This window comes from Luteibacter sp. W1I16 (genome assembly GCF_050434905.1).
Classification (GTDB): Bacteria; Pseudomonadota; Gammaproteobacteria; order Xanthomonadales; family Rhodanobacteraceae; genus Luteibacter.
Genome location: NZ_JBNDJJ010000001.1, coordinates 1 through 26,595 on the forward strand (window position 1 = coordinate 1; position 26,595 = coordinate 26,595).

At 63.5% G+C, this 26,595-nt stretch carries 28 protein-coding genes; 20 read left to right on the forward strand and 8 right to left on the reverse strand.

Annotated elements, in window-relative coordinates; all coding sequences use genetic code 11:
• Positions 1 to 1,040, reverse strand: a 1,040-nt coding sequence (locus tag QFZ41_RS00005; protein WP_429196681.1) for a phospholipase D-like domain-containing protein, incomplete at its 3' end; no start/stop codon positions are given.
• Between the two features lie 339 nt (positions 1,041 to 1,379).
• Between QFZ41_RS00005 and QFZ41_RS00010 the strand changes: the two genes are divergently transcribed.
• From QFZ41_RS00010 to QFZ41_RS00070, 13 genes are all read left to right on the forward strand, one after another.
• A complete protein-coding gene (locus QFZ41_RS00010; protein WP_429196683.1) occupies positions 1,380 to 3,056 on the forward strand; it encodes an SPFH domain-containing protein in 1,677 nt (558 codons plus the stop codon).
• A gap of 65 nt (positions 3,057 to 3,121) precedes the next feature.
• Positions 3,122 to 4,009, forward strand: a complete 888-nt coding sequence (gene hflC, locus QFZ41_RS00015) for a protease modulator HflC (protein ID WP_429196685.1) — start codon at positions 3,122 to 3,124, stop codon at positions 4,007 to 4,009.
• Positions 4,006 to 5,046, forward strand: coding sequence for an SPFH domain-containing protein (locus tag QFZ41_RS00020; RefSeq protein ID WP_429196687.1), 1,041 nt, complete (start codon positions 4,006 to 4,008; stop codon positions 5,044 to 5,046). The genes hflC and QFZ41_RS00020 overlap by 4 nt, the downstream gene beginning before the upstream one ends.
• On the forward strand, positions 5,043 to 6,926 hold the full coding sequence (locus tag QFZ41_RS00025) for a heavy metal translocating P-type ATPase (protein ID WP_429196689.1): 1,884 nt from the start codon (positions 5,043 to 5,045) through the stop codon (positions 6,924 to 6,926). The genes QFZ41_RS00020 and QFZ41_RS00025 overlap by 4 nt, the downstream gene beginning before the upstream one ends.
• Before the next feature lie 67 nt (positions 6,927 to 6,993).
• Positions 6,994 to 7,524: a ZrgA family zinc uptake protein gene (locus QFZ41_RS00030; RefSeq protein WP_429196691.1), complete on the forward strand. Its 531-nt coding sequence runs from the start codon at positions 6,994 to 6,996 to the stop codon at positions 7,522 to 7,524.
• Positions 7,525 to 7,547: 23 nt separating this feature from the next.
• Positions 7,548 to 8,237, forward strand: coding sequence for an ABC transporter ATP-binding protein (locus QFZ41_RS00035; protein WP_429196693.1), 690 nt, complete (start codon positions 7,548 to 7,550; stop codon positions 8,235 to 8,237).
• A gap of 5 nt (positions 8,238 to 8,242) precedes the next feature.
• The gene (locus QFZ41_RS00040) at positions 8,243 to 9,499 is read left to right on the forward strand and encodes an ABC transporter permease (RefSeq protein WP_429196695.1); all 1,257 of its coding nucleotides are present in this window, start codon (positions 8,243 to 8,245) and stop codon (positions 9,497 to 9,499) included.
• Entirely contained in the window at positions 9,499 to 10,221 is a 723-nt protein-coding gene (locus QFZ41_RS00045; RefSeq protein WP_429196697.1) for a DUF3299 domain-containing protein, read from the forward strand. The genes QFZ41_RS00040 and QFZ41_RS00045 overlap by 1 nt, the downstream gene beginning before the upstream one ends.
• Positions 10,218 to 11,519 (forward strand): GTP-binding protein, encoded by a 1,302-nt coding sequence (locus QFZ41_RS00050; protein WP_429196699.1) that lies wholly within the window; start codon positions 10,218 to 10,220, stop codon positions 11,517 to 11,519. Before QFZ41_RS00045 ends, QFZ41_RS00050 begins: the two co-directional genes overlap by 4 nt.
• Before the next feature lie 149 nt (positions 11,520 to 11,668).
• Positions 11,669 to 12,226 carry a hypothetical protein gene (locus QFZ41_RS00055; RefSeq protein ID WP_429196701.1) on the forward strand — a complete coding sequence of 186 codons (558 nt, stop codon included), beginning with the start codon at positions 11,669 to 11,671 and terminating at the stop codon, positions 12,224 to 12,226.
• Positions 12,227 to 12,285: 59 nt separating this feature from the next.
• Positions 12,286 to 13,026: a ZIP family metal transporter gene (locus tag QFZ41_RS00060; RefSeq protein WP_429196703.1), complete on the forward strand. Its 741-nt coding sequence runs from the start codon at positions 12,286 to 12,288 to the stop codon at positions 13,024 to 13,026.
• Positions 13,027 to 13,157: 131 nt separating this feature from the next.
• On the forward strand, positions 13,158 to 15,305 hold the full coding sequence (locus QFZ41_RS00065) for a phosphocholine-specific phospholipase C (protein ID WP_429196705.1): 2,148 nt from the start codon (positions 13,158 to 13,160) through the stop codon (positions 15,303 to 15,305).
• Positions 15,306 to 15,482: 177 nt separating this feature from the next.
• On the forward strand, positions 15,483 to 16,628 hold the full coding sequence (locus tag QFZ41_RS00070; RefSeq protein WP_429196707.1) for an MFS transporter: 1,146 nt from the start codon (positions 15,483 to 15,485) through the stop codon (positions 16,626 to 16,628).
• On the opposite strand, the gene QFZ41_RS00075 is transcribed toward QFZ41_RS00070, so the two are convergent.
• Positions 16,603 to 16,896, reverse strand: a complete 294-nt coding sequence (locus QFZ41_RS00075) for a DUF1330 domain-containing protein (protein WP_429196709.1) — start codon at positions 16,894 to 16,896, stop codon at positions 16,603 to 16,605. The two genes, QFZ41_RS00070 and QFZ41_RS00075, sit on opposite strands and share 26 nt — an antisense overlap.
• A gap of 61 nt (positions 16,897 to 16,957) precedes the next feature.
• Positions 16,958 to 17,692, reverse strand: coding sequence for an SDR family oxidoreductase (locus tag QFZ41_RS00080; RefSeq protein ID WP_429196711.1), 735 nt, complete (start codon positions 17,690 to 17,692; stop codon positions 16,958 to 16,960).
• Positions 17,693 to 17,871: 179 nt separating this feature from the next.
• Between QFZ41_RS00080 and QFZ41_RS00085 the strand changes: the two genes are divergently transcribed.
• Positions 17,872 to 18,756 carry an AraC family transcriptional regulator gene (locus tag QFZ41_RS00085; RefSeq protein WP_429196713.1) on the forward strand — a complete coding sequence of 295 codons (885 nt, stop codon included), beginning with the start codon at positions 17,872 to 17,874 and terminating at the stop codon, positions 18,754 to 18,756.
• Between the two features lie 4 nt (positions 18,757 to 18,760).
• Here the strand turns inward: QFZ41_RS00085 and map are convergent, their stop codons facing one another.
• Positions 18,761 to 19,534: a type I methionyl aminopeptidase gene (map, locus tag QFZ41_RS00090; RefSeq protein WP_429196715.1), complete on the reverse strand. Its 774-nt coding sequence runs from the start codon at positions 19,532 to 19,534 to the stop codon at positions 18,761 to 18,763.
• Positions 19,531 to 19,743 carry a ParD-like family protein gene (locus QFZ41_RS00095; protein ID WP_429196717.1) on the reverse strand — a complete coding sequence of 71 codons (213 nt, stop codon included), beginning with the start codon at positions 19,741 to 19,743 and terminating at the stop codon, positions 19,531 to 19,533. Before QFZ41_RS00095 ends, map begins: the two co-directional genes overlap by 4 nt.
• Positions 19,744 to 19,852: 109 nt before the next feature.
• Here QFZ41_RS00095 and QFZ41_RS00100 point away from each other — a divergent pair, with 109 nt between their 5' ends.
• The 3 genes from QFZ41_RS00100 to QFZ41_RS00110 all read left to right on the forward strand — a co-directional run bounded on the left by QFZ41_RS00100 (position 19,853) and on the right by QFZ41_RS00110 (position 22,807).
• Entirely contained in the window at positions 19,853 to 20,137 is a 285-nt protein-coding gene (locus QFZ41_RS00100) for a hypothetical protein (RefSeq protein ID WP_429196719.1), read from the forward strand.
• Positions 20,138 to 20,217: 80 nt separating this feature from the next.
• On the forward strand, positions 20,218 to 21,537 hold the full coding sequence (locus tag QFZ41_RS00105) for an ABC transporter permease (RefSeq protein WP_429200154.1): 1,320 nt from the start codon (positions 20,218 to 20,220) through the stop codon (positions 21,535 to 21,537).
• A 10-nt stretch (positions 21,538 to 21,547) separates the two neighbouring features.
• Complete coding sequence (locus tag QFZ41_RS00110; RefSeq protein WP_429196721.1) at positions 21,548 to 22,807, forward strand: ABC transporter permease; 1,260 nt, start codon at positions 21,548 to 21,550, stop codon at positions 22,805 to 22,807.
• A gap of 51 nt (positions 22,808 to 22,858) precedes the next feature.
• Here QFZ41_RS00110 and QFZ41_RS00115 read toward each other — a convergent pair whose 3' ends face one another.
• Together QFZ41_RS00115 and QFZ41_RS00120 are read right to left on the reverse strand one after the other, a co-directional pair.
• The gene (locus tag QFZ41_RS00115; RefSeq protein WP_429196723.1) at positions 22,859 to 23,458 is read right to left on the reverse strand and encodes a short chain dehydrogenase; all 600 of its coding nucleotides are present in this window, start codon (positions 23,456 to 23,458) and stop codon (positions 22,859 to 22,861) included.
• A 58-nt stretch (positions 23,459 to 23,516) separates the two neighbouring features.
• Positions 23,517 to 23,717, reverse strand: coding sequence for a hypothetical protein (locus QFZ41_RS00120; protein ID WP_429196725.1), 201 nt, complete (start codon positions 23,715 to 23,717; stop codon positions 23,517 to 23,519).
• Positions 23,718 to 23,877: 160 nt separating this feature from the next.
• Here QFZ41_RS00120 and QFZ41_RS00125 point away from each other — a divergent pair, with 160 nt between their 5' ends.
• The 3 genes from QFZ41_RS00125 (at position 23,878) to QFZ41_RS00135 (ending at position 26,032) form a co-directional block, all read left to right on the forward strand.
• Complete coding sequence (locus QFZ41_RS00125; protein WP_429196727.1) at positions 23,878 to 24,774, forward strand: SDR family oxidoreductase; 897 nt, start codon at positions 23,878 to 23,880, stop codon at positions 24,772 to 24,774.
• 141 nt (positions 24,775 to 24,915) lie between these two features.
• Positions 24,916 to 25,356 carry a helix-turn-helix domain-containing protein gene (locus tag QFZ41_RS00130; RefSeq protein WP_429196729.1) on the forward strand — a complete coding sequence of 147 codons (441 nt, stop codon included), beginning with the start codon at positions 24,916 to 24,918 and terminating at the stop codon, positions 25,354 to 25,356.
• Positions 25,349 to 26,032, forward strand: coding sequence for a nucleotidyl transferase AbiEii/AbiGii toxin family protein (locus QFZ41_RS00135; RefSeq protein ID WP_429196731.1), 684 nt, complete (start codon positions 25,349 to 25,351; stop codon positions 26,030 to 26,032). Before QFZ41_RS00130 ends, QFZ41_RS00135 begins: the two co-directional genes overlap by 8 nt.
• Positions 26,033 to 26,140: 108 nt before the next feature.
• Here QFZ41_RS00135 and QFZ41_RS00140 read toward each other — a convergent pair whose 3' ends face one another.
• The gene (locus tag QFZ41_RS00140) at positions 26,141 to 26,542 is read right to left on the reverse strand and encodes a hypothetical protein (protein WP_429196733.1); all 402 of its coding nucleotides are present in this window, start codon (positions 26,540 to 26,542) and stop codon (positions 26,141 to 26,143) included.
• Positions 26,543 to 26,595: the final 53 nt, after the last annotated feature.

Below are 26,595 nucleotides of genomic sequence, written 5' to 3' on the forward strand. Positions count from 1 at the left end.
CCGGACGTTGCCTGGGGTACTGTCGAATAGCGGATTTCGATGCCTGGCATGACGGCAAGGCTTTGCAGGTAAGCGAGGTCCTGTCCGTGTAGCGCCCAGTCGGCCACGATCACTTGTACCTTCACACCGCGAGCCGCCGCGTCGCGAAGCGCGGCATCGAGCAATCCCCAGTAACCCTTGGGCCCGAAATCCTTGAACGCCGATAGCGTCATGACCTGCAGGCGAATGCTCTTCCGGGCCTGACCGAGAAGCCGGGCAAGGGTGGGCGCCTCGCTCGTCAACCAGGAAGGCTGCAGGGCATCGGGACTGAAGGCGGGGAAGACGGTGCTGGGTTGGCCGGCACCGTCGATAACCGCCGGGGCGAATTCCGTCACGGGCTCGAACGACGGCGGAGGTACCAAGGGAGAAGCAAGGCGCGCGTCGGCCGGATTTTCAGCCAGATGCCAGAGGTGGTCGAACTCCGCCTGGAAGGTCGCCCCGAGACGTGGGTCGGATACGCGCGCACCGACCTCATGGATGTGCTGGACGGCCCGCCAGTCCCAGTTCTGGCTGCCCACGAATACATCGCGGCCATCGACTTCCATGAACTTCACGTGCAGCACACCACCCGTCATGTCCTTGACCGGCATCTGGCGAACGGTGATGCCCGGAACGTCTTTCAAGGCATCGATCGCCGCTTGGCTCTCATGCATGAAGCTGCTGTCGACGAGGATACGGATCGGGACACCTTTTTTCCCCTGCGCCACAAGCGCGCCGACGATGGGCGAGAGCGCCGCGCCGGGCGGATTGCTCAGGTAAAACGCCGCGATATCGATGTGATCTTTCGCACCGCGTACCATCGACAGCCAGGTCGGCGCTGTCCTCGCCGTGTCGGGAAGTCCGTAGGCCGTGCCCTCCGGCACGCTCTCGACCCATTCGAACGCATTCGATGGAGGCGGTGCTTTCGAGGCGATGGCGACAGCGGGAGTCACGGATAGCGCTGCGCAAAGCATGGCGTGGACAAACGCCCGCGTGCCGAGCCGGTGGAGGATCGTATGCATAGGGCGGTTCCACCTGTCCAATGGGACTTGCTTGATGATGATGTTATAACATAACGTTTATCCCATGCCGTATTTCCACACCCAGCTGCCTTGCCGGCGCGTTCGTCTCTTCCCGCAGCGGTCCTTGTCGTGAATCACGAGGGACATCCGAGCCCTGTCGTGGAATGGGCCCTGCCGATCGCAGCGACCATGGTACTCGTCATTTCATTGCCGGCACTCTCAGCCGAGCCGCTCGCGGTACGACTGGCGGGCCTTGCCTTGCTCTTCGCGGCTACCGGCCTTTTCTGCGAGGGCCTGATCGTTCGCGTGCGACGGCGCGGCGAGCATTGGGTTCATCCCATGCGATCGATGGTGTATCCCCAGCTTCCGTCGCATCCGCTGCTCGCCCACATGACCTTGGCAGGGCGGCGGGCCCGGGCGCGCTTCGATACGATCGATTGGGCTGGCGATTGGGCGCCAGGACTGCTGGCGGCCTTGGGCAATATTCTTGTCCTCAACGCCTTGGCCGGCTTTCTTCGCTCGCCCGGCTGGGCGGATACACCGCCTCCCATGTGGGCGGCCGTGCTCCTGCTCGCGTCGACCATTCCTCTTGTCTTCTTCCAGCGGTTTGCTGCGAGCATGTCGCCGAAGGACGGGCCGGGCGTGGAAGTCCTTGTCCGGGTTCCCCTGGTCACCTGCCTGGCCGGTGGATCCGCGGCGCTCTTTGCCGCCCAGGGTTATGTCTGGGCCAACCTCGCCTTGTATCCGGTCGGTGTCGTCATCGGTCTTGCCGCCTGCGAATGCATTCTCCGGGCGGTGATGCAGCTCTTCGTTCCCCTTGGGCCGGCCCAGGCGAGGCACAATCCGGCGCTCCCCTGGTTGCCATCACTCCTTCGCCTGTCGTGGCCACGGCCGGGTAGGGCGACACGTTGGCTCCGGGAGGCCTACGGCATCGACCTGGCCGGCAGCTGGGTGCTGGCCTTTCTCGTCCGCGCCGCGTTTCCGGTGGGACTGTTCGTGCTACTGCTGGCCTGGCTCTCGAGTGCGGTCACGGTCCTGGGTGTATCCGAGCGGGCGGTGGTCGAACGCCTCGGTGTCCCTGTCGCCGTCGTCGGTCCCGGACTCCATGTTCACCTGCCTTGGCCTTTCGGCCGCGCACGAACCGTCGAGTTCGGCGTGGTCCACCCGTTGCCCATCGTGTTTTCCGCCAAGCCGGGTGGCCGCCTGCTCGCTGAATTGGCCAGTGCGGGCGCGACGGAAGCCGAAGGAAGCATGGGAGCTGAAGCCATCCCGGGACCAACGGCGGACCGGCTCTGGGATGGATCCCATCCGGGCGAGGCGAGCTACCTCATCGCCAGCCGCTCGGGTGACCGGGAGGGTTTTCAGGTCGTCAACGTCGACCTTCGCGTGGTCTTTCGTGTGATGGACAACGACGAAGGCGCGATGGCGTCGGTTTACGCCGCGACCGATCCGGCGTCGCTCGTCCGCGCAACGGCGGGACGCCTGCTGGTGACACACTTTTCTTCATCGACCCTCGATGAATTGCTGGGCGAGAATCGCGCCCGCTTCGTCGACCGTTTCCGCGATGACATACAGGCACGCGTGGGCGCGTTCCACGCAGGCATCTCGATCATCAATGTGGTAGTCGAGGCCATCCACCCGCCCAGTGGCGCCGCGTCGGCGTACCACAACGTGCAGGCGGCAGGCATCCGGAGTGACGCGATGCGCTTCCAGAGCCAGGCACGTGCGTTCGCCCTGCGCGGGACGGCCGCCCAGGACGAGGCGAGGAACATCAACCAGTCGCGTGCCGAGGCAAGCGAGAAACTGGGTGACGCGCAGGCGACGCTCAACAAGTTCCAGGCGAGCACGAAGAGCCTTCGCGTGGGTCCGGATGTGTTCGTTTTCGAATCCTGGCTGGCGCATGTCGGCGATGCACTCAACCGCACACACCTGACGATCATCGACCACCGCCTCGACAGCGAGAAGGCCACGCTCGACCTTCGACCCGTCGCGGCCGGCACCGGGGGCACACTTTGAGCACCACCGATACATCGAGTACCACTTCGCCACGTGCCAGGGCACTTCGCTGGTCGGTGGCGGGGGTGATCGTTCCCCTGGCCATGGCCTGCGGGTGCCTTGTCATCGTCAGCCCCGGCGAGGGCGTGGTCATCACGCGCTTCGGCCGGCCGGACAGGGTCTTGCTGACACCGGGCGCGTCGTTCAAGTGGCCCGCTCCGATCGAGGCGACCACCGCCATCGATCTTCGCCTTCGCACGACATCCAGCGGTCTTCAGGATGTCGGTACACGGGACGGTCTCCGGGTGCTGGTGCAAGCCTACGTCGTCTGGTCGGTGCCCAGCCGTACCGAGGCCGCGGAACTCTTCCTTCGCTCGGTGCAGAACGATCCCGATGTGGCCGCGTCCCAGTTGCGCAGCCTGATGGCGTCATCGCTGGAGATCACGGCCAGCAGTTTCGACCTTTCCCAACTGGTCAACACCGACCCGTCGCGTATCCGCATCGACGACTTCGAGTCGAGGCTGCGCCACCTGGTCGATGAACAGGCGGGGCGCGTGTACGGCGTCGCTATCCGCCAGGTCGGCATCGAGCGCCTGACGTTGTCGAGCGAAGCGTTGCAGGCGACCATCGACCGGATGAAGTCCGAGCGCGATACAGCCGCCGCGCAACGTTCCGCGGAAGGCCAGCGCCAGGCTGCGCAAATCGTCTCGGAAGCGGAGCGCGACGCGCGCATCACCCTCGCCGGTGCCAAGGCCGAAGCCGCGACGATCGAAGCGGATGCGCAAGCGAAGTCGACGGCGATATACCAGCGGGCTTACTCGACCAATCCGAAACTCTATACCTTGCTGCGCTCGTTCGACACGATGGACGCCGCCATCGGCCCGGGAACACGCATCATCCTACGTACCGACGCGGCACCTTTTCGCATGCTGGTCGATGGTCCCGTCGCCGGGCAGGGCGCAAGAAAACCATGACGCCGCCACGCCCGTCCGTCCTCGCCGACACACTGACCTGGTCGTTCCGGCTGCTCTTCGCATTAGTGGCGCTTCTCGCCGGCGCCTGGCTCGTGCGAGGCATACAGCGCGTCCCGGCGGACAGCCGGGCTGTCGTCACGCGCTTCGGCCAGGTGATCCGGACGGCGGGCCCCGGCCTGTTGCTGACCTGGCCCTCGCCGGTCGACACCGTCGTTCTCTTGCCGTCGCAGGGCCGCCAGGTGCAGTTCTCGCCGGAAGCGCTAGAGAGCGGTTCGGCCTTCGCGTCGGGTGTGCAGGAACTGCCGGGTGCAGGCTTCGCACCCACGGAAAACGCACGCGAGAACACATGGTTCTTCATGACGGGTGACGGTGCCCTCGTGCATCTGCGCACCATGCTTTTTTACCAGATCGATGACCCGGTCGCGTTCGTGACGGCAGGCGACCACATCGAGCCCATGCTCCGGCGCGCCATCATCGCCGCCGCGGTTCACCTGTGTGCCGCGCGCTCGCTCGATGGCATTCTCGTCGCTCGCCCAGAAGTGGCCGGCACGCCGCGCTTCGTTACCCAGCGTGAGCAGTTCGCACGGGAACTGGTTGGCGAGGTCAATCGCCGCCTCCGGGACGCGGCAAGCAAGGAAGGCGGGATGGGCATCCGTGTTGCCCGGGTCGACGTCGTACCCTCTATTCCCTTGGGTGCGAAGGAAGCCTTCGACGCCGTGCTTACCGTCGGCCAGCAAGTGGAGCGCTCCCTGGCCGACGCGCGGACCACGGTCGAAGCCCGCCGTCAGATTGCCGAGCAAAGCCGGGAGCGTGAACTCGATGACGCCCGCGCCGTCGCGGAAGAGTCTGTGCACAAGGCGCAGGAGCGTTCGGCCTTGGTGCTCTCCCTGGGCCATTCTCCACCGCTCGATCGAGGCACGGTCGTGGACCAGCTCTACCGCGAGCGGGTCAAGGCCGTTTTCGGCCTCGCCGGGCGTGTCGATGCCGTGCCCATGAACGACCACGCCCGCACGCTCATCTCCGGAGCGAGCCCATGAATGCGACCCCGCCTTACTCGGGCGCCATGCTCCTGACGGGCACCGAGCGTCATCGCTGGCGCTTCCGTATCGTCGCCGTGTTGCTCGCGGGTGGCCTGCTCGCCTTTTCCTTCGCCCTCCTGGCCTTCACGCCGCGGAGCACCGTCGAGGCCACTATCCTTCAGGCAATCGCGGCCCTCCTGGTGGCGGGCCCGGCGTTCGCTTCGGCGGCGAGAAGCCTTCACCAGCCCGATCTTCACGGCGTCGTCGACCAACTGGTAGCCCTCGCCATCCTGGCATGCCTGGTATCGGCCAACTTCGTCACGGCGACCTTGCTGCCGGTCATCATGCTCGCCGGCCAGATGCTCGAAGACCGGTCCTTGCTCGGCACACGCGAGGCGGTCGAGGCGCTTGTCGCATTGACATCGAGCACCGCCCGAATCCTCCGTGACGATAGGGTCGAGACCCTCCCGGCCGAGCAACTCGTCGCCGATGACATCATCGAGATCCGGCCGGGTGACCGGGTTCCGGCCGATGGCGTGGTGGTCAAGGGCATGGGTAGCATGGACACGGCATCGTTGACAGGCGAGTCGTTGCCGGTCGAGGTCGCCGTGGGCGATGCGGTACTCGGTAGCTCGTTGAACCTCAACGGCCTGTTGCACGTGCGGGTGTCGCGCGTGGGTTCCGAGTCGGCCCTTGGCCGCGTGGTGGCGCTGATGCAGGACGCGGAGCGCAGCAAGCCCCCGATCACGCGTCTCCTCGAACGCTTTGCCGGGCGCTACCTCGTGCTCGTCTTGCTGGTCGCCCTGATGCTCTGGTTCACCACCCAGAACACCGGAGCGGTCCTGGCCCTGCTGGTGGCAGCCTGTCCGTCCGCCATGGTGCTCGCGGCGCCATCGACCGCGCTCGCCGCCGTCAGCGTCGCCGCCCGCCATGGCATCCTCGTCAAGAGCAGCGTGGTTTTCGAGCGGCTTGCGGAGGCCGACGCGCTGGTGGTCGACAAGACAGGGACCGTGACGACAGGACGGCTCCGGGTCGTCCGATTTGAGCCCGCACACGGCGCGGATATCGGCCGCCTCGAAGCAGTGGCCACGGCGCTTGGCGCCGCGAGCACGCACCCGGTCGGCCGTGCGATCGCCCAATGGCCGGCATCTCCGGCCACCCTTTCCGACATCCAGGAGGACGCGGGTTTCGGGATGCGCGCGACGGGGGCTTTCGGTCCGGTATTCCTCGGCCGCGAATCGTTGCTGGCCCAGCATTCGATTGCCGTGGAGCGTCCACCTGAGCATGACGGCCCGGTCGCGGCGGTCGCCGAGGCGGGCCGTCTTCTTGGCTGGGTGTGCCTGTCCGACGAAATGCGCGGGGGCGTGACCGAAACGCTGACCGCGCTGCATGAACTAGGCCTCCATCGCCAGGCACTCTTGACAGGCGACCGCCAGGCGGAAGCCAATCGCGTTGCCGCCATCGTGGGCCTCAAAGAGGTTGTCCCGGAAGCGTTACCGCCCGACAAGCTGGCCTTTGTCCAATCGGTGCTGGGTGCCGGCGGCAAACCTCTCGTGGTCGGTGATGGCATCAACGATGCGCTCGCGTTGCGGGCGGGCCTGGTCGGCATGGCGATGGGCGGGCAGGGGAGCGACATCGCGCTCGCCTCCGCCGACATCGTCCTCACCGGTGGTGACTTTTCACGCATCGCCACCGCCGTCAGGTTGGCACGGCGTACGCGCCGCACCTTGCGGGTGAACCTCGCGCTCAGCGCGGCGTGGACGCTGGCACTCGTCGTCGTCGCGGTCAGTGGTGGGTGGGCGGCAAGTGGCGCGCTGGCGGCCGCTGTCCTTCAGAACATCGGTGCCTTTGTCGTCATCGCGAATGCCGGCCGCCTCATGAAATTCAACGAGAACTGATTCCCATACCCCGATGGATGGCTAGGTACATGTCACGTAATGTATGTTACATTATAACAATATAGGCATGCCCATGAAGATACAGATGATGGTATTTCCGTTCCTGCTGGCGGCCTTGCCGATGACGGTGAACGCCGCGGAAAGACAGCTCGGGCCACACGTTCATGGACAGGCGAGTGTGAGCATGTCGATCGACGGTTGCCTGATGGACGTGCAGGTCAGCGTGCCAGGTCACGACGCGGTGGGCTTCGAGCATCCGCCGGCTTCGCCGCAGGAGCGTTCGGCCGTCGACAAGGCAACGGCTACGCTCAACGGCGCCGCCTGGCTCGTCCCGGCTTCCGCCGCCGGCTGCACCCTCTCGTCGGCGAAGGTGTCACCTCATGGGTTCGGCGACGTCGCTGAGCCCGGTGGCCACGCCGACTTCGATGCCGAATACCACTACGCCTGCCGAAAGACGGCCGAGCTCGACCATGTGGATGTCCGGCTTGCGTCCGCCTTTCCCGCGGTCCGGAAAGTGGTCGTGAATATCATCACGGCGGCTGGCAGCAACCAGCAGGACCTCGATGGCACGGTTACTCGCGTCGACGTGCGGCAATGATCGAAGCGACTTCGTCCCATGTTGTGAGCACACGGTCACTTCGCCACGCGTGGCCCGATGCGAATACCGCCGTCATCCTGGAAGACCTCGAACTGGCCCATGGTGAGCGCTTGTTCCTTTGCGGGCCGAGCGGCAGCGGGAAAAGCACGGTGCTTGGTTTGCTGTCCGGGGTGCTTGCGCCGACCGGAGGCGATGTGACGATTCTCGGGGTGTCCTTTGCCTCGATGGCCGCCCGTGCGCGGGACCGCTTTCGGGCCAATCACCTGGGTTACATCTTTCAGCAGTTCAACCTGCTTCCATTCCTCACGCCGGTGGAAAACGTGCTGCTGGGTTGCGCATGGTCCGCTGAGCGCAGCCGACGGGCCGGCGCGACCCGTGCCCTGATGACACGCGAGGCAACGAGGCTTCTCGGTGCGCTCGGCCTTGGCGCACAGACGTGGTCACGCGCACGGACAGGGGAGCTCAGCGTGGGGCAACAGCAACGCGTCGCCGCCGCGCGTGCGCTCATCGGAGGACCCGAACTCCTGCTGGCCGACGAACCGACTTCGGCGCTCGATGCGGCAAGCCGCGATGCGTTCCTGAAGCTGCTGCTCGGTGAATGTGCCCGTCACGGAACGGGAGTCGTCTTCGTCAGCCACGACCTTGCGCTTGCGCGCCATTTCGACCGCGTCGTGGCACTCGATGGCGATACGCCCGGCATCCTGGAGTCCTGATTTCGATGAAGCTGTTTTCCCTGACGCTCAAGAGCCTCCGCCAGCGAAAGGCGGGTGTCGCCCTGACCGTCTTCACCATCGCATTGAGTGTCTTCCTGCTGCTGGGCGTCGAACGCGTCCGCACCGAAGCGAGACAGGGTTTCGCAAGTACCGTTTCGGGCACCAACCTCCTGGTTGGAGCCCGGAGCGGGCCGGTGACGCTACTGCTTTATTCGATCTTCCACATCGGCGAAGCCACGAACAACATCACCTGGAAGAGTTACCAGGATATACGGGCGATGCCCGAAGTGGCGTGGACCGTTCCGCTTTCGCTCGGTGATTCGCACCGCGGCTTCCGGGTGACCGGCACCTCGACCGGTTTCTTCGACCACTACCACTACGGGCGAGGCAACGCACTTGCCTTTGCCAGCGGCAAGCCGTTTTCCGATCTGTATGACGCGGTCGTCGGCTCGGAAGTCGCCCGCCAGCTTCATTACAAGGTCGGTGACAGCCTTGTCCTGTCCCACGGTCTTGGCGGCTCCCTTCTCGCCTCCCACGCGGACAAGCCGTTCCGTGTGAGCGGCGTCATGGCACCCACCGGAACACCTGTCGATGCCACGATTGCCGTCAGCCTGGAGGCCATCGAAGCCATCCATGTCGACTGGCATTCCGGCATTCGGTTGCCAGGCATGGAAGCCTCCGCCGAACAGGCGCGCCATATGGACCTGACCCCGAAGGCCATCACGGCCACGCTCGTCGGGCTGCGTTCGCGCCTGTCCGCGTTCGCCGTGCAACGCGCCATCAACGAGTATCCCGAAGAGCCCCTGCTGGCTGTCCTGCCCGGGGTCGCACTGGGTGAACTCTGGCATCTGGTCGGCACGGCTGAAAATGCCTTGCGCGTGGTCAGTGGGATGGTCTTGCTGGTCGGCATGTCCGGCATGTTGACCGCGCTCCTTGGCATGCTTGGTGAGCGTCGACGCGAGATGGCCGTGCTACGGGCGGTAGGCGCGTCGACGCGCACGGTCTTCGCGCTGCTGGTGATGGAAAGCACGCTCTTGACGCTAGGGGGCATGCTTGCTGGTGTCGCCCTGCTCGACGCGGCGGCGTTACTCGCCCACGATTACCTGCTCAGTACAGCGGGACTGGTGATCGACGGAACCCCTGCGCCGGGCGAATGGCCGTTGTTGTTGCTCGTACTCGCCCTCGGTTCGCTGGCGGGATGCATCCCTGGCTGGGTGGCGTATCGCCGCTCGCTGGCCGACGGCCTGCAGGTGCGCCTGTGATGAAACGCGATGCGATCGTGTTCTTCGTTTCCAGCGCGTTCCTCGCCGCGTGCAGTGGCCCTGCGGACGCGCCGCCCGGCGACCCGGCGGGGGCCGCCACATCGGCTCTGGCATCGGCCCAGGTCGAAGCCGACGCGATGCGTACGGCGAGGGCCAAGGCACAGGTCGACGGCATCGTGGCGGCGCGGGCATTCGCCGCCGCCCATGGGACGCCGAAAGCGGCGGCTCCTGCGGGCGCGGCGTTGCTCGGCCAGCCTGATGAAAACGGTTATGCCGATCTCGACTGGACCCATATGGTGCCGCCCGAAGACATCAAGACGCTCGAGAACGCGCCGCCCGTGCTGCACGTCGGCAACCAGCGCATGAAACAGGTCGGCACATTGCATACGGTCGAGGCGCTGGACAACCGGAAGGTCAAGCTCCCGGGCTACGTGGTGCCCCTGGAATCCGATGACGACGGCAAGATGCTGGAGTTCTTCTTCGTGCCTTTTTACGGCGCATGCATCCATGTGCCGCCGCCACCCCCGAACATGCTCATTCACGTGAAGCTTGCCCACGGCATCGATACCCCGAGCCTGTATGACCCCTTGACGCTCAAGGGAGTGCTGCATACCGAGGTGACGAAGAACGCCATGGCCGCATCCGCCTATGACATGGGTGAGGCGGTTCTCGAGCCATATCACGATTCCGACGCCGAGCGGTTACGCCAGGCATTCGAATGAGCACAGGAAATACGCAAATGCACGCCACTGAAACGCGCCGGGAACCGCTTCCCGTCACCGTCCTTTCCGGCTTTCTCGGGGCGGGCAAGACGACCCTGCTCAATCATGTGCTCCATAACAGGGAAGGCCGCCGGGTGGCCGTCATCGTCAACGACATGAGTGACGTCAACATCGACGCGTCGCTTGTCCGCGATGGCGGAGCGGGCCTCAGCCGTACGGAAGAAAAGCTCATCGAGTTTTCCAACGGCTGCATCTGCTGCACGCTTCGCGACGACCTGTTGCAGGAAGTGCGCCGGCTGGCCGACGAAAAACGTTTCGACTATCTCCTGATCGAATCGACCGGTATTGGTGAGCCGCTTCCAGTGGCCGCCACGTTTCATGTGCGCGACGACGACGGGTTCTCGCTTTCGGACATCGCGCGGCTCGATACGATGGTGACCGTGGTCGATGGACGGAGCTTCCTTTCGGATTTCTGCTCGGCCGATTCCCTCGCATCGCGGGGCCAGACCAGCGGCGACGACGACAGGCGATCGCTGGTCAGCCTGCTGACCGAGCAGGTGGAATTCGCCGATGTCATCGTCATTAATAAATGCGATCGTCTCGATGAAGCCGAACGCCTCCAGGTCAGGAAGGTTCTCCGGGCGCTCAATCGCGACGCGCGCCTGCTCGATGCGGCGTACGGTGAGATCGACCTGTCCGTGGTGCTGAACACGGGGCTTTTCAATTACGAGAAGGCGCAGACGGCACCGGGTTGGGTGAAGGAACTGATGGGTGCGCATACGCCTGAAACGGAAGCGTACGGCATTACCAGTTTCGTCTACCGCGCCGCGCGCCCGTTCCATCCCACCCGGTTGCACGCCTTGCTCAACGATGGCATCCCGGGCGTGCTGCGCGCCAAGGGCTACTTCTGGCTCGCTTCCCGGATGGACTGGGTCGGCAGCCTCGCCATCGCGGGTGGTGCGACCGAAACGTCGACCGCCGGCCACTGGTGGGCTAGCCGTCACAGAGTGCGGACCGGCTTGAGCAGGCCCTTCGATGCCGACGATCTTCGCGCAGGGCCACCGGACGCGAGCGAGCTCGCCGGAGACGAGCAGCATCGAGCGCTTCTCGCCGTATGGCATCCGCTCTATGGTGACCGGCGTCAGGAACTCGTCATGATCGGCGTCGATCTGCCCGAGCCGGACGTGCGGCGAGCCATCGATGCATGCCTGCTCACCGACGACGAATTGGCCGTGGGTCCCGCCGCTTGGCCATTGCTGCCGGATCCCTTCCCGGTGTGGTCACCCGCCACACGATGAAAAGGTGGGTTCCCGTGTCCTTCCTGGTGGGGGTGCTGGCCATCGTCGCGCTGATATGGACATCCTGGGGACCCTTGCCGGGCGATGCGCGCCGGCCAGCACCGAAGGGAGGCGCAGACCGGGGTGCGGCGGAGAGGGTAGGGAAGCGAATGATCGCGGACGACGCTGTCGCCGACGACGTGGTCTTTCTCGTCGTTGCCGCGCTTCGGGGGCGTTGCATGCCTGCGCGCTCCCATGACCTTCCCAGGATGGCCGTGTTGGCGCACGTGCCGGCGCTGGTTGCCGGAGGGGGTGACGGTGGGGCTTCGGAAAACTTCAGACACGATGTCACCGTCGTGGTCAAGGACAGCGTTCGGCAGGCAAGCTGCGCCGGCCCCGTGATACTGCATATAGGCGACTACACGCGCACGCTCGACCCCGAAGCGTATGCAGCGGCGTTTCCCGACAGTTACTTCGATCCCGGAATATCGGTAGCTCCGGAGGAATTCAGGCATGCCTCCCTCGACCAACGAGTGACGGACAGCTGCACGTCCGTTGCCTATGCCATGTTGCCACTCGACTCACCTCGTGCCTGGCAGTGCGCCGGCCTTCGCGCGAACGCCCGCTCGACCATTCTCCGGCTTTGCCGCACCGAGGGAGCATCTCCCGAGCAGGCAGCCAGTCACATCCAGCAACTCATCAGTGGCCTGCCCGCCACTTGTCAGTAAGGGAAAAGAACCACCGTGACAGCCGTATCCCGTTTTTCGTTCAGTGGGGGCTGATGCCAATGCCGCCTCTCACCCTGGATCTGCTTTTGTCTTCGCTTTTCCTCGCAGCGACATCGCTGTCGTCGCGTGCCGTGGCGTGGCTTCCGTCGGCAAGCCGGCAGGGGTGGCTACCGTGGCTTCAGGCGCTCGCTGTCGGACTTTTGCTCGGGGATGCATTCCTCCACGTGCTTCCACATGCTCTCGAAGAAGGAGGGGAGCCGGAAAGCATACTGGCGATATCCGCCCTGGGGGTGGTTGTCCTGCTCTGTGCAGAGTCCGCGATGCGCACGTTGACTCAGGAATCGCCGGGCGGGATGCCTGCCGCGAGGATGGCACTGCTCGGCGACCTCATCCATCACGCTGTCGATGGGATGATCCTGGCGGGCGCCTTCGCGGCGGGCCCCGCCGCCGGTTATGCGGCGCTCATCGCTATCGCACTGCATGAGGTTCCCCGTGAGATCAGCAGCGCCGGAGCGCTGGTGGCGATGGGCTATACGCCCTCGCGTGCTTTTATGCTGTCTGTCGCCATGGCGGCGGCGGTTCCACTGGTTGCCCTGACGGTCCATTTCCTGGTGCTCGACACCCGCACTACGTCCATGGTCTCGGCCTTCGCCGCGGGCACTATCGTCTACGTCGCCCTCGCGGACATCCTTCCCGGCATATGGCCAGGGACTCGTGGGAAAGCACGACTCGCACCGGTCTGCGGCGTTCTGGGCGGGCTGGTGTTCATGATGCTTCTTGCGCATGGCGAACATCATTGAAATCCGCTTTTGCGGAATCCCATTGGCACGATCCTGTCATATTCCGCCGCGACACTCGTGCGCTCAGGGGTAACGCAAGTAGCGGAAGGCCGCGCATGCAAGGCATGCCGCCGATCGCGCAAAGGGCAAACATGACGTCTCAGGATCGGCGGCACTTCCTCAAGCTTTCGCTAGGCGCAGCTGGCGCCGCTTTCACCGCCGGGGTCGTACCGCCGTCGATCGCGAAGGCGCTGGCGATCCCGGCATCGCGGCGCACGGGCACGCTCGCCGATGTCGAGCACGTGGTGATCCTCATGCAGGAAAACCGCTCGTTCGATCATTATTTCGGTTCGCTTCGCGGTGTGCGTGGCTTCGGTGATCCACGGCCCTTCACGCTGGCGAGTGGAAGGTCAGTCTGGCATCAGCCTTATGCGGCGTCGACCGATGACTACCTGCTGCCGTTCCGTCCCGCCGCCGAGGACCTCGGCCTGCAATTCCTCGAAGACCTGCCGCACGGTTGGAACGATACGCACGCCGCGGCCAACGGCGGGCGATACGACGGCTGGGTGCAGGCCAAGGGTACGACCACGATGGCGTACCTGACCCGGGAAGACATCCCCTTCCACTATGCGCTGGCCGATGCGTTCACCATCTGCGATGCGTATCACTGCAGCATGTTGTCTTCCACGGATCCGAACCGCTACTACATGTGGAGCGGCTACGTGGGCAATGACGGCAAGGGTGACGGCCCGGTGCTGGACAATGCGGAGAAGGGTTACGACTGGACCACGTATCCCGAGCGCCTGGAGCAGGCGGGCGTGTCGTGGAAGATCTACCAGGACATCGGCACGGGCCTCGACGCGGCCGGCGGTTGGGGCTGGACGTCGAATCCGTATATCGGTAACTACGGCGACAATTCGCTGCTGTACTTCGACAAATACCGTAACGCCCAGCCGGGCGATGCGCTGTATGAGAAGGCGCGTACCGGCACCGAGATCGCCAAGGGTCAGTCGCCCTTCGCCATCCTGCGCGAAGACGTGCTGGCGGACCGCCTGCCACAGGTATCGTGGATCGCAGCGCCTGAAGCGTATACCGAGCATCCGAGCTGGCCTGCCAACTATGGTGCGTGGTACCTCGATGGCGTCCTCGAAGCGTTGACCGCGAATCCCGAGGTTTGGAGCAAGACCGCGCTTTTCATCACCTACGACGAGAACGATGGCTTCTTCGACCACGTGGTGCCGCCGTACGTGCCGTCCTCTCGTGAGCAGGGATTGTCGACGGTGACCACGGAGGGCGAGCTTTATCCCGGAGGCAACGGGTTCGTCGCCGGTGGGTATGGGCTGGGTGTTCGCGTACCGATGCTGGTGGTTTCGCCCTGGAGCAAGGGCGGCTGGGTCTGCTCGGAAACCTACGACCACACCTCCATCATCCGCTTCCTGGAACAGCGTTTCGGCGTGCACGAGCCGAACATCTCGGCCTGGCGCCGCGCGGTATGCGGTGACCTCACCCGCGCTTTCGATTTCTCGCGGCATGACGCCGACGCGCCGCGCCTGCCGGGCACGAGCGGTTACGAGCCGGACCAGAAGGCTCATCAGGATCTGCGTCCGACGCCGCCGTCCGACCAGCGCATGCCGCGGCAGGAACCGGGGCAGCGCCCCGCCCGAGCCTTGCCCTATGCGTTGGACGTGCAGGGCAGGGTGGACGTCGCTGGCGGACGGTACCGCCTCGAGTTCATCAACCAGGGCAGGAGTGGCGCGTTCTTCCACGTATTCTCTTCCGCCAGGACCGATGGCCCATGGGCTTATACGGTGGAAGCCGGCAAGTCGCTCGCCGACAGCTGGACCAGCCTGTACAGCGGCAATGCCTATGACCTCTCCGTGACGGGGCCGAACGGCTTCCTCCGCCAGTTCGCGGGCAGCCAGCCGTCGGCCGGCGATCGCAGCCGTCGCGCCCAGCCCGAGGTACGCCTGGCCACAGGTGGGCTCGATGGCTTGTTGCGCCTGGTCATCAGCAACGAAGGCAACGGGACTTGCGTGGTGACGGTCACGCCGAGCGACGACTACACCCATCAGCCGCCGCGCCGTCACTTCCTGCTGCCCGGCGGCCGTGTCGAGAGCCTCTGGGAGATCGTCTCCAGCGACCATTGGTTCGACGTCAGCGTGACGAGCGATCATGATCCGCGGTTCCTGCGGCGACTGGCGGGGCATCGGGAGACGGGGCGGGCATCGCGGACGGACCCGGCGCTGGGATCGGTGGTGAGCGCGTCGACGACGGGATCGGAGACGGCGCTACAGCCGTAACGCCCTCGAGGACTAAGGCGTTGATGAGAAAAACTAATAAGCCCTAGAAGGATTCATGGGCTAATCATCGAAGTGGCGCCACGTCAGAATGGCGCCATCATGAACTCCTCATCGATTACAGCGTCTTCCCCATTTGAGGCAGTCAGCCGTCCCGCTCACTGGGGCGGCGTGTTCGCGATGACGCTGTGCGTTTTCGCATTGATCGCCTCGGAATTCATGCCCGTCAGCCTGTTGACGCCCATGGCCGCCGACCTTCGGGTCAGCGAAGGGCTGACCGGTTACGGCATCGCCATCTCCGGCGCGTTCGCGGTGCTGACAAGCCTGTCGATTTCCAGGCTCGCCGGCGCCATGAACCGCAAGACCCTCCTGCTGGCATTGACCGCATTGATGGCCGTCTCCGGGGCGGTGGTCGCGTTCGCGCCGAGCTACCCGGTCTATATGTTCGGGCGTGCTCTGATCGGCGTGGTGATAGGTGGGTTCTGGTCGATGTCGGCGGCCACGGCGATGCGCCTGGTGCCGGCCGAACATGTGCCGCGGGCCCTTGCCATCTTCAATGGCGGCAACGCGTTGGCTACGGTCGTCGCGGCGCCACTAGGCAGTTACCTTGGCGCGGTGATCGGGTGGCGGGGCGCGTTCCTTTGCCTGCTTCCGGTGGCTGCGATCGCGCTCGGCTGGCAGTGGATCAGCCTGCCGGGCATGTCCGCCGAACGCGTCGCACGCCACGTCAACGTATTCGCCCTGTTCAAGCGCCGCGTGGTCGCGCTCGGCATGGCCGCATGTGGCGTGTTCTTCATGGGCCAGTTCGCCTTGTTCACCTACGTGCGCCCCTTCCTGGAGAGGGTCGCGCATGTCCATGCTCCGGCGCTGGCATGGGTCCTGCTGGGCATCGGCGTGGCGGGCTTCATCGGCACGATGGTCATCGGCGCGTTCCTCAAGCGTGGGCTTTATCGCAGCTTGATCGTCCTTCCCGTGCTCATGGCGGCCATAGCACTCGCCCTGGTGTTCTTCGGCGCGCGACTGTGGCCGGTGGCCGCGCTGCTGGCGTTGTGGGGGCTATTCGCTACCGCGGCTCCTGTGGGATGGTGGAGCTGGCTCGCGCAGACCTTCACCGACGACGACGCCGAAGCAGGCGGTGGCTTGATGGTCGCCGTTGTGCAGTGTTCCATCGCGTTGGGGTCGACGGTGGGCGGTCTGCTGTTCGACAGCCGCGGTTACCAGAGTACCTTCGTAGCCAGCGCTGGCATGCTGCTGGTGGCTGCGCTACTGGCCTACCTTGCGGCTGTGGCCAGGGACACGACTAGTTATCGATGCCCTCGATCATGAAAATGCGGTAGTCGGCGCCCTTGAAACGATGCTCACGAGCCTCGCTATAGGCCGGGCTGTTGTACCAGGCCAGCGCATCCGCTTTCGAAGGAAAACTCAGAATGACGGCGCCTTCCACCGGGCTGCCTTCCAGAGTCTCGATGTCGCCATAAAAAGCGAGGCGCGTTATGGGATGTCCCTGGCCTGCCGGACCGGCCTTCTCGGCGTAGACCTTCATTTCCGCCGGATCAATGGTGCGCTCGCGGGTAAACACGACATAGGTCGTCATGGCACATTTCCTGTACGAATGAGTCGAGACCGGGCCGCTCTCGCGAGCGGCCCGTGACGGATTACCAGGGAAGCGTATCGCCAAGATAGGTAAAGCTTCCGGTCGGGCCATCGGCACCAATCAGCGCCATGCCGACGCTGCTCTTCGCGCCCGTCGGCACGTCGATCTCGCCCTGGCCGCCGTTCATGTCCGTTTGCACGTAACCCGGGTGGACGGCGTTGACCTTGATCGGCGTTTCACGCAGCTCGTAGGCGAGGTGAACGGTCCACGAGTTGAGCGCGCTCTTGGATGCGTCGTATGCGGGAACCTTGAAGTTGTAGATCGACGAGGTCGGGTCGACGTGCAGCGTCAGCGAACCCAGCAGGCTCGACACGTTGACGATGCGAGCCGCGGGCGCCGCCTTGAGCAGCGGGAGAAACGCCTTTGTCACCTCGACGACCCCGAAGAGGTTGGTGTCGAACGTCTCGCGCCAAGCATCGAGGGTCTGCTCAGACGGCGCTTTGGCAAAGTCATCGACGACGATGCCGGCATTGTTGATCAGGATGTCGAGCTTACCGAACCGCGCCTTCACCTCCGCAACGGCCTTCTGGATGGTATCGGCGTTGGTGACGTCCAGTACGATCGGTTCGACCGGAAGGCCTTCGGCCTTGAGCTTGTCCACGGCAGCCTGGGTGCGTGCCGGATCGCGGCCTGCGAGCAGGGTGGTGACGCCGGCTTCGGCAAGCTGGCGGACGGTTTCCTGGCCGATGCCACGGGTGGCACCGGTGACGAGGGCAACTTTCTGCGAGGCGTTCATTTCGTATCCTTGACGGGCGGTTAGCGATAGCGCTGGATTCGACATGTGGATGGCATGGCGAATTTAAAGCCCCATCGGTTCAGATATTCAATAGGGACAGCGGTCAGGCAAGACAGCAAGATCGGTCGAGCATGACCCGGGCCGTGGCGAGAAACTGTTCCAGCACGCAGGAACGAGTGATGACGACGACGCTGAAAAACTACCATGTCAGGATGCAACGGGTGCTGGATTACATCGACGGACATCTGGACGACGATCTTGACCTCGACACGCTGAGCGGCGTGGCCGCTTTCTCGAAATTTCATTTCCACCGGCAGTTCAAAGCCAGTTTCGGGCTCTCGGTGCATCGCTACGTGCAGCTTGTCCGCATGCGGCGTGCTTCGTTCCAGCTTGCTCATTCGGGCGCCCAGAGCGTCACGGACATCGCCATCGACGCCGGATACGACGCACCTGACGCCTTCGCCCGCGCCTTTAGACAGCGGCTCGGGCAATCGCCTTCGTCATTCCGGAAATCTCCTGATTGGGCCCCGTGGCTTACCGCCTTCGGACCTCTCGACCACGCAAGGAACACGCTCATGAAAATCACGTATGAAGCCAGCGACGTAACGATTCGCGAGGTCCATCCGACGCCCGTGGCGATCTTCGAGCATCGCGGCGACCGGGATCGACTGCCGGAGACCATCGAACGGTTCATCGCCTGGCGCAAGGCCGCCGGGTTGTCGCCCTCGACGAGCCCGACCTTCAACATCTTCCGTTCCGAGCGTACACCGGCGAACCCGGCGGACTACAGCATGGATCTATGCGTCGGAACCGGTCGGTTCATCGACGCAGACGATGCGAACGTGAAGCCAGGTGTCATTCCCGGAGGACGCTGCGCCGTGTTGCGCGTTGCCCAGAATACGAACAACCTCGAACCTGCCGCGCTTTACCTTTATCGCGAGTGGCTGCCGAACAGTGGCGAGGAAGCACGGGATTTCCCGATCTACTGCCAGCGTCACTTCTCGATGCCCCCGCATGCGCCGGTGCCCGAGGTGGTTTGCGATCTTTACCTTCCGCTGAAATAGGTCGTTAATACTTTGCAGGCCGCACTTCGCCGGGGCGTAAGGTCAAGACACGCGCGCCGTTGGCGGTGACGGCCACGGTATGTTCGAACTGCGCGGATACTTTCCCGTCGCGCGTGACGACGGTCCATCCATCGTCTTCGGTTCGGACCGCTGGCCGCCCCTCGTTCACCATCGGCTCGATGGTGAACACCATGCCTTCTCGCAGCACCAGCCCCGTTCGCGGCTTACCCCAGTGCAACACTTCGGGCGGCTCGTGCATTTCACGGCCTATGCCGTGCCCACAGTATTCCCTGACGATCGAATAGCCATTCTTGCGTGCGTGTCTCTCGATGGCATGACCCACGTCGCCGAGCGTGGCGCCGGGACGAACGGCGCGGATGCCTTCCCACATCGCGCCATACGCCGTATGCACGAGTCGCCTGGCAGGCGGTGATACTTCGCCCACCAGATAGGTCTTGCTGGAGTCGGCAATGTAGCCGTTCTTTTCCAGCGTAATATCGAAATTGACAATATCGCCGCCCCGGAGGATGTCCTCAGTGGACGGGACGCCATGGCAGACGACGTGGTTGGGCGAGGCATTGAGCGCGTACGCATAGCCGTACTGACCGATGCTCGCGGGACGAGCGGCGAGGTCGTCGACGATGAGGTCATGGACCAGATCGTTGACCTGCATGGTCGACATGCCAATCAGGTCCAGCTGATCGAGATGACCGAACACCTGCGCCAATAGCTGCCCCGACTCCGCCAACAGGGCGATTTCTTCCGGCCGTTTGATCACGGCGGAGCCGCGTTGACCGCCTGCGCCACGACACATGCGGCGCGCAATTCGCTAGTGACGATCTCGTTGAAGGTCAGCGTCGGGTTCAGTTCGCACAGCATGCCGATCCTGATCCAGAAAGCCGCTTGCGCATTGATCGATCTGCACGACACGGCGCTGGCCTTGCGCAGTTGGTCGTGCAGATCGTCGTCGATGCTTACGATTCCCATGCGATTTGCTTTATATGAAACATATACGAATCGTATATGCGGCGCGCCGGTTCGCGCAAGTGCCGGTCACCGCAAAGATCGCCCATGATGCCGAGTGACGGTGCGCCGAGTGATCGACGCCTATCTGGAAGCGAACGGCCTCTCGGTGATGCCGGCGCACGACGTCGACAACCTCGCCATGGCCATGTCACTGATCGTCTCGACGCGCAGCATCGCGCTGTTGCCCGAATATGCGAAGGACTTTTTTCCCCGCGTCGGTGACCAGCCGTTTAGCCTGTCCGGGCAACGTCCGTCCGCGGTGTCCGCGGACACCCGTCCGGCCTGGCATGCTCCGCTAACTCGCTGCACTCCAACAAATTTCAATCCGCGTCCGTCCTGGCACGTCACTTGCTGAGCACACGGGCGGGCAGCGGATGTCCGCCCAGAGGAGGCAGCGGTGGAACGACATCAGGGCAGGGACCGAAGGGGATGAACATGCTGGGCTATTACCTCGAACTGGCCACGCGCAGCCTGAAACGCAGCCGCGGCCTCACGGCGTTGATGGTGTTCGCGATCGGCTTCGGCGTCGCCGCCTCGATGACGACGTACTCCGTCTTTCGCGCGGTATCGGGCGACCCGATCCCGTGGAAGTCGTCGCGCTTGTTCGTTCCGCAAATCGATGCCTGGGGGCCGAGCACGCAGCGCAATGGCGACAACGAACCGGTCAACGCGCTTTCCTACATCGATGCCATGGCGTTGATGCGTGACCACCGCGCGACGCTGCAATCGGCGATGTACATCATATGGTCGTCGGTGGTACCGGCACGGCAGGGGGCGCACCCGTTCAATGTCAGCGGACACGCCGTCTACAGCGAGTTCTTTCCGTTGGTCGAGGCGCCGTTCAAATACGGCGGCGCATGGAGTGCCGACGACGACAGGCAGCGCTCGGCGGTGGCAGTCATCAGCAGCAAGCTCAACACCAAGCTGTTCGGTGGCGAGAACAGCGTGGGCAAATCGATCAACGTCGAAGGAAGGAACTACCGTGTGGTCGGCGTGCTGGATGCCTGGAACCCTCAGCCTGTCTTTTATGACGTGCAGAACACTGGCGGCTTTTCGACGACGGCCGACAATCTGTTCCTGCCCTTCGATCGCGCCATCGAATCGGGCGTGCCGAACGACGGCAACACCAATTGCACCAAGCCGCCCAAGGAACCAGGGTTCGTGGGCTTGTTGCGTTCGTCGTGCGTATGGATCAGTTATCTCGCCCAGCTGGACGATGCGCGGGCGGTATCGGCGTATAGGGACTACCTTGAGAACTATGCGCGCGAGCAGCAGAAAGCGGGGCGGTTCAATTGGGCGCCGAATATCCGATTGCGCGATCTTCCCGCGTGGCTGGAGAGCCAGGAAGTCGTTCCGTCGGATACCAAGGTCTCGCTGCTCGTGGCGGTGGGTCTCCTGGTCGTGTGCCTGGTGAATACCTCGGGACTCTTGCTGGCGAAGTTCCTGCGCCGCAGTGGTGAAATCGGCGTGCGACGGGCACTCGGGGCGAGTCGCTTCGCCATCTATGCGCAGTTCCTCACCGAGGCAGGGATGATCGGTCTGGCGGGAGGTGTATTGGGCCTTGCATTCACCGGCGTGGGGATCCTCGGAGTGGGAATGGTCTTGCCCAAGGGCATCGCGAAGCTCGCGACTCTGGACGTGTCCCTGTTGTTGCTGACGCTCGCGCTGGCGGTGGGCTCCACCCTCGTCGCCGGCCTCTATCCGACCTTCCGCGCCTCCCGCGTGCAGCCCGCCTGGCAACTGAAGTCGAACTGAGGATCGAGGAATGACCCTGCACCCCATATTCGCCGCGCTGCGCAAGCACAAGGCCGGTGTCGTGCTGATCGCACTGCAGATCGCGCTGACCCTGGCCATTGTCTGCAACGCGCTTTTCATCATTGGCCAGCGCATCCAGAACGTCAACCGGCCCACTGGCCTGGTCGAGGACAACTTGTTCCTGATATCCCAGCAATGGGTGGGCGCGCCCGACGCGGATAAACCGGCCGGTGCGGAACAGCTCGACGCCATGATGAAGGAAGACCTGGCCGCGTTGCGGAACATGCCGGACGTGACCGCGGTAACGCCCACGAACTCCTTGCCGCTCTATACCTCGTCGCGTGCCGGCTCCGCGGGCATCAACCCCGGCAACGGCACGTACGACGGCCTGAGCGCCGGAACCGCGCGCGTCAGCTATTTCTTCACGGACGACCAGGCATTGCCGGCACTTGGCTTCAAGGTCATCGCCGGCCGATTTTTCAATCCCGGCGAAGTGCAGCATTACTCCGGCCGGGAGGAACGCACCGCGAGTGTGATCGTGATCAGCCGTGCGCTGGCGGAAAAGTTGTTGCCGGACAAGGCAGCGGTCGGGCAGGTGCTGTACCTTGATGGGGCGTCGACACCGAGCGTGGTGATCGGCGTGATCGATCGCATGCAGGGTGCGGTCTGGGCGAAGACGTTCGCCTGGAACACGGTGATCGTACCAGCGCGCCTCAATTCCAATTATTCCCGCTATGCGGTCCGCACCAAACCGGGAAGGAGGGATGCCGCGATGAAGGCCGTTCCTTCGGTCCTCTTCGGAGTCAACCCGATGCGTGTGCTCGACGACGAAGAGTCGGTGAAGTCGTTCGAGCAGATCCGCGCCCACGCCTACCAGTCCGACGTCGGCATGGCGATCCTCATGGGCGTGGTGTGCGTCGTCCTGATCGGAGTGACCGCGGCAGGCATCGTTGGATTGACGAGTTTCTGGGTGGGGCAACGGCGCAAGCAGATCGGTGTTCGACGAGCACTAGGCGCACGCAAGATCGACATCCTTCGTTACTTCCAGCTGGAAAACCTGGCGATCGCCTGTGGCGGCGCGGTCATCGGTATCCTGCTGGCCCTGACGCTCAACTTCTGGTTGATGCGGAACTTCGGCATGGACCGGATCCCGGTAACGTCGGTTATGGTCGGTGTGGCCGCAGTGCTCTTGCTGGGTCAGTTCGCTGTATTCGTACCGGCACGGAGGGCGTCCAATGTTCCACCGGTGGCGGCGACGCGAACCGTATAGCTAGAAGAAGCTGCTCACTGGGCAGCTTCTGGAAAACCGGGAGCAACGTGTTTACCAGACCTTGTAGACCTGCCCCGTCTGCCGGCCCTCGACCGAACGCGAGAAGGCGAGGGCCGCGCGCTTTACCGGCACGGGCTCGAAGCCGCGGAAGAACGGCCCGTAGCTGCCCATCGATTCCTCGAGCACGGTGGGACTCACCGCATTGATGCGGATGCCGCGTGGCAATTCGATGGCCGACGCGCGGACGAAGGCCTCGACCGCTCCATTGACCAAGCTTGCGCACGCGCCCGCGACGATCGGTTGTTCGGTGAGGATACCGGTGATGAGCGTGATCGAGCCGCCGTCGCGCAGGTGCGGCGTGCCGGCGTGGACCAGGCGTACCTGGCCCATCAACTTGTCTTGCAGGCCTTCGAGGTAATCCGCGTCGTCGAGGTCGGCCAGTGGCTTGAAAGGCACCTTGCCGGCCGTGCAGATGATGGCGTCGAGGTCGCCCACGTCGCGAAACATGGCGGCGACGCTGGTGGCGTCGCGGAGGTCCACGCGCACATCACCGCGCGAACGCCCCGCCCGGACGATGTCGTGGCGCGCGCCGAGTTCATCCGACACGGCCTGACCCAGCGTGCCGCCGGCACCGACTATCAGTATCTTCATGATCGTTTTCCTTCTTTGAGTGCAGAGGCGAAGGATACGACGCATGCCCGGACCTGCATCATAGTTCGTGACCTTCTGCCGCCAGGCCGATCTTCGACTTGATCTTCGCCGCGTCGGACGGGGTTGCCGGGTTGTAGATCACCATGCTGAGGTCCGTGCGACCTAATGTTGGCGCGTTGCGCGATCTCCTCGCGGCGCAGGCCGACGGTACGGCGTCGCCCGGGCGGATACCCGAGTGCCATGGGATCGAGCCTGGCACGTCGCTCTCAAAGATAAGTGCCGAGCACGTTCTCGGCAGACGGATTTCCGTTCGTCCTGTTAGTCGTCATACCCCTATAACGTCTCCACTTTACCCCCATGATCCGCTAGCTGAGACTGGTCGTCCAATCGGACCGAGAAACGAGATCAGGAGTTCTGCCATGAGAGTATTTGTCAGCGGTGCCACGGGAAATATCGGTGCAAGGGTCGTCCAGGATTTGATCGCGGCAGGTCATGAGGTCATTGGCCTCTATCGTTCGGAAGACAAGGTCGCAGCGTTGGGGGCCGCAGGCGCCGAACCTTATTTCGGATCGATCGCGGATCCGGAGAGCCTCAAAGAAGGTGTCACGCGCTCCGACGGCGTCATCCACCTTGCCTTTAACCACGACTTTTCCCGATTCGCGCAGAGCTGCGAGGAGGATCGCCGCGTGATCGCGGCGCTCGGGTCGGTTCTTGTCGGCTCCCAGCGGCCCCTGGTCATAACCTCCGGCACCCCCATCGCCAATACCGTTCCCGGCGAGCCGGCCAAGGAGGACAATCCGACTGTCGGTTCTGACGTGCATCCGCGCGCTGCGTCGGAAGAGGCCGCAGCCGCTCTCGCCGCACGAGGCGTCAACGTATCGGTAGTGCGCCTGCCGCAGGTTCACGATTCGATTTCGCAGGGTCTCATCACACCTGCCATCCAGCTGTATCGGGAGCGGGGCGTATGCGCCTATGTCGGCGACGGCCTCAGCCGGTTCCCGGCTGCCCACGTTCTCGATGTGGCGCGCCTCTACCGGCTGGCTACCGAAGCGGCCCAGCCAAATGCGAAATATCACGCGGTTGCGGAGGAGGGTGTGTCGCTGCGTGCTATCGCGGAAGCCGTCGGCCGGAGTCTAGGTCTTCCGGTGAGATCGATCGCGCCCGAAGAGGCACAGGACTTCTTCGGCCCGCTCGCCATGTTCGTCACTCTCGACATGCCCGCATCGAGTCAGCAGACGCGGGAAAAACTTGGGTGGGAACCCGTAGGGCCTGGGCTGATCGCCGATCTTGAGCAGCTACGGGTTCACGACCTGTGAGATGTCATTACCAGTCCCGGATCGCGGGTCTTGGCATGTACGTGTAAAAGACTGATTTATATTATCTTATTCCTATGACACTCATCGTAATGAATAAGGGCGCGCCACGAAAATGTCAGGTTTATGTGACATTTTGCTTTAATGTCGTATATTCGCGACATGATCACGTATGCGCCCGCGCTTGAACCTCTCCGCGACCTCGGCCAAATGCTTAGGGCCGAAAGGGCGCGGCTTGGCCTGACACAGGCCGCTGTCGCGAAGGCGGCGGGCGTCGGGCGACAAAAACTGATTGAAGTGGAGCAGGGCAGGCCCTCGGTGGCCATGGGTACTTACGCCGCCGTCATGCGGGCTCTTAACCTCGTTCCAGTCGCTGGGCAGCCCATGATTGCTATCGACCTGTTTCCACAGCTAAAGAGGCTTGCCTGGAATCGTCCGGGGAAGCGCACGATTGCAGAGCCTGAAGCGCTTGCGCTTTATGAGAGGAATTGGGACTTGGTCGATCGCGAGGCCATGGACGAGAAGGAGCGCGCGTTGCTTACTGACCTGATAAATCGCTACGGCAACGGGGTGCTTCATGTTTGAGCGCCCCCACCACCAACGCATTGCCCACGTTCTCCGCGCGCTCGATGCTAATTTATTGCTGGAAGCCCAATGCTATTTCGGGGGCGGGACGGCGATCGTCCTTCAGTGCGGCGAATACAGGGAGTCCGTCGATATCGACTTTCTGTGTGCCGATGCCGCCGGCTACCGCCGCATCCGAGAGGCTATTCGCCCGCCAAGGCTTGGTGACCTTCTGCGCAAGCCTTTAGAGCAAGTACGCGACGTCCGTACCGATCGGGACAAGATTTCCACGTATCTCAAAGTCGACGATGTCAATATTCGTTTCGAACTGGTGCGCGAAGCGCGAATTACGTTCGATCCGAGCCCAATCCGGATTGAAGGCATTCCGGTCCTGGGCCACGTCGATTCGTACGCCGAGAAGCTCTTGGCAAACACGGACCGCGGTATGGATCGCTCCACGATGAGCCGTGACATCATTGATCTGGCGATGATGATCAAGGCTTGGGGACCAATTCCGGCGCAGTCGTTGGCGAAGGCTGAGGCTGCTTACGGCTCGTCGGTCCTGCACGCTTGGGAAAAAAGCGTCACCCTTGTGACGGATACCACCTATCTCTCGCGATCTATGGAAACCATGTCGATGGACGAGGCGCTGCTGCCTGTCATTCTGCAGAGCCTCGCGAATCCGTGGGCGAATTGATTACGAATCATCGCCATGTGGACAGGGCACGGCGAAGTCCATGTACAACTTCGCATAATGTATATGTGCCGATTTGCGTAACGCCAGGATTATCCATTTCGATTTCCGTTACGCTAAATGATGACGATAAATAAGCTGGCCGTCGGCCCCCGTTTCGACATTATTATCCGCGTCATTCGCCGATGGCAAATGGTTCATTAAACGGCGCAAAAAAACCTTCCCAGCATCCGTAATTTCGTCACCGTCGAGAGGCCACCACAAGCCCATTATCTGAGAGCCACTATGCGGCAGCTGAAGCTCACACGCTTTGGCTGAGATACGGTCCGCAACCTCCTGCATGAAGGCATCAGCAAAGTCCGCACCGCTAGACCATGGAGCTCCATCGATGATCCACGGCTCGCCCGGCGGCGGCTCGATGTGCTTCGTTGCAGCGTAATAAGCAGAGAGGGCGAAGCGGATCGCGTCCTCGGCCGAGAAGAAACGGCACTGTGCAACATGGTCGATTTTCATGCGAACATTCCTTTGGGGCGCGAGCCCCTGTTGTGGTTGAGGCCCCCTCTCTT

Excerpts from the sequence above, each read along its gene's own strand:
- QFZ41_RS00010 (WP_429196683.1), top strand. The coding sequence starts at position 1,380 with ATGCGATCGATGGTGTATCCCCAGCTTCCGTCGCATCCGCTGCTCGCC.
- QFZ41_RS00020 (WP_429196687.1), top strand. The coding sequence starts at position 4,006 with ATGACGCCGCCACGCCCGTCCGTCCTCGCCGACACACTGACCTGGTCG.
- QFZ41_RS00025 (WP_429196689.1), top strand. The coding sequence starts at position 5,043 with ATGAATGCGACCCCGCCTTACTCGGGCGCCATGCTCCTGACGGGCACC.
- QFZ41_RS00030 (WP_429196691.1), top strand. The coding sequence starts at position 6,994 with ATGCCCATGAAGATACAGATGATGGTATTTCCGTTCCTGCTGGCGGCC.
- QFZ41_RS00040 (WP_429196695.1), top strand. The coding sequence starts at position 8,243 with ATGAAGCTGTTTTCCCTGACGCTCAAGAGCCTCCGCCAGCGAAAGGCG.
- QFZ41_RS00045 (WP_429196697.1), top strand. The coding sequence starts at position 9,499 with ATGAAACGCGATGCGATCGTGTTCTTCGTTTCCAGCGCGTTCCTCGCC.
- QFZ41_RS00050 (WP_429196699.1), top strand. The coding sequence starts at position 10,218 with ATGAGCACAGGAAATACGCAAATGCACGCCACTGAAACGCGCCGGGAA.
- QFZ41_RS00055 (WP_429196701.1), top strand. The coding sequence starts at position 11,669 with ATGATCGCGGACGACGCTGTCGCCGACGACGTGGTCTTTCTCGTCGTT.
- QFZ41_RS00060 (WP_429196703.1), top strand. The coding sequence starts at position 12,286 with ATGCCGCCTCTCACCCTGGATCTGCTTTTGTCTTCGCTTTTCCTCGCA.
- QFZ41_RS00065 (WP_429196705.1), top strand. The coding sequence starts at position 13,158 with ATGACGTCTCAGGATCGGCGGCACTTCCTCAAGCTTTCGCTAGGCGCA.
- QFZ41_RS00070 (WP_429196707.1), top strand. The coding sequence starts at position 15,483 with ATGACGCTGTGCGTTTTCGCATTGATCGCCTCGGAATTCATGCCCGTC.
- QFZ41_RS00075 (WP_429196709.1), bottom strand. The coding sequence starts at position 16,896 with ATGACGACCTATGTCGTGTTTACCCGCGAGCGCACCATTGATCCGGCG.
- QFZ41_RS00080 (WP_429196711.1), bottom strand. The coding sequence starts at position 17,692 with ATGAACGCCTCGCAGAAAGTTGCCCTCGTCACCGGTGCCACCCGTGGC.
- QFZ41_RS00085 (WP_429196713.1), top strand. The coding sequence starts at position 17,872 with ATGACGACGACGCTGAAAAACTACCATGTCAGGATGCAACGGGTGCTG.
- QFZ41_RS00095 (WP_429196717.1), bottom strand. The coding sequence starts at position 19,743 with ATGGGAATCGTAAGCATCGACGACGATCTGCACGACCAACTGCGCAAG.
- QFZ41_RS00105 (WP_429200154.1), top strand. The coding sequence starts at position 20,218 with ATGCTGGGCTATTACCTCGAACTGGCCACGCGCAGCCTGAAACGCAGC.
- QFZ41_RS00110 (WP_429196721.1), top strand. The coding sequence starts at position 21,548 with ATGACCCTGCACCCCATATTCGCCGCGCTGCGCAAGCACAAGGCCGGT.
- QFZ41_RS00115 (WP_429196723.1), bottom strand. The coding sequence starts at position 23,458 with ATGAAGATACTGATAGTCGGTGCCGGCGGCACGCTGGGTCAGGCCGTG.
- QFZ41_RS00125 (WP_429196727.1), top strand. The coding sequence starts at position 23,878 with ATGAGAGTATTTGTCAGCGGTGCCACGGGAAATATCGGTGCAAGGGTC.
- QFZ41_RS00130 (WP_429196729.1), top strand. The coding sequence starts at position 24,916 with ATGTCGTATATTCGCGACATGATCACGTATGCGCCCGCGCTTGAACCT.
- QFZ41_RS00135 (WP_429196731.1), top strand. The coding sequence starts at position 25,349 with ATGTTTGAGCGCCCCCACCACCAACGCATTGCCCACGTTCTCCGCGCG.
- QFZ41_RS00140 (WP_429196733.1), bottom strand. The coding sequence starts at position 26,542 with ATGAAAATCGACCATGTTGCACAGTGCCGTTTCTTCTCGGCCGAGGAC.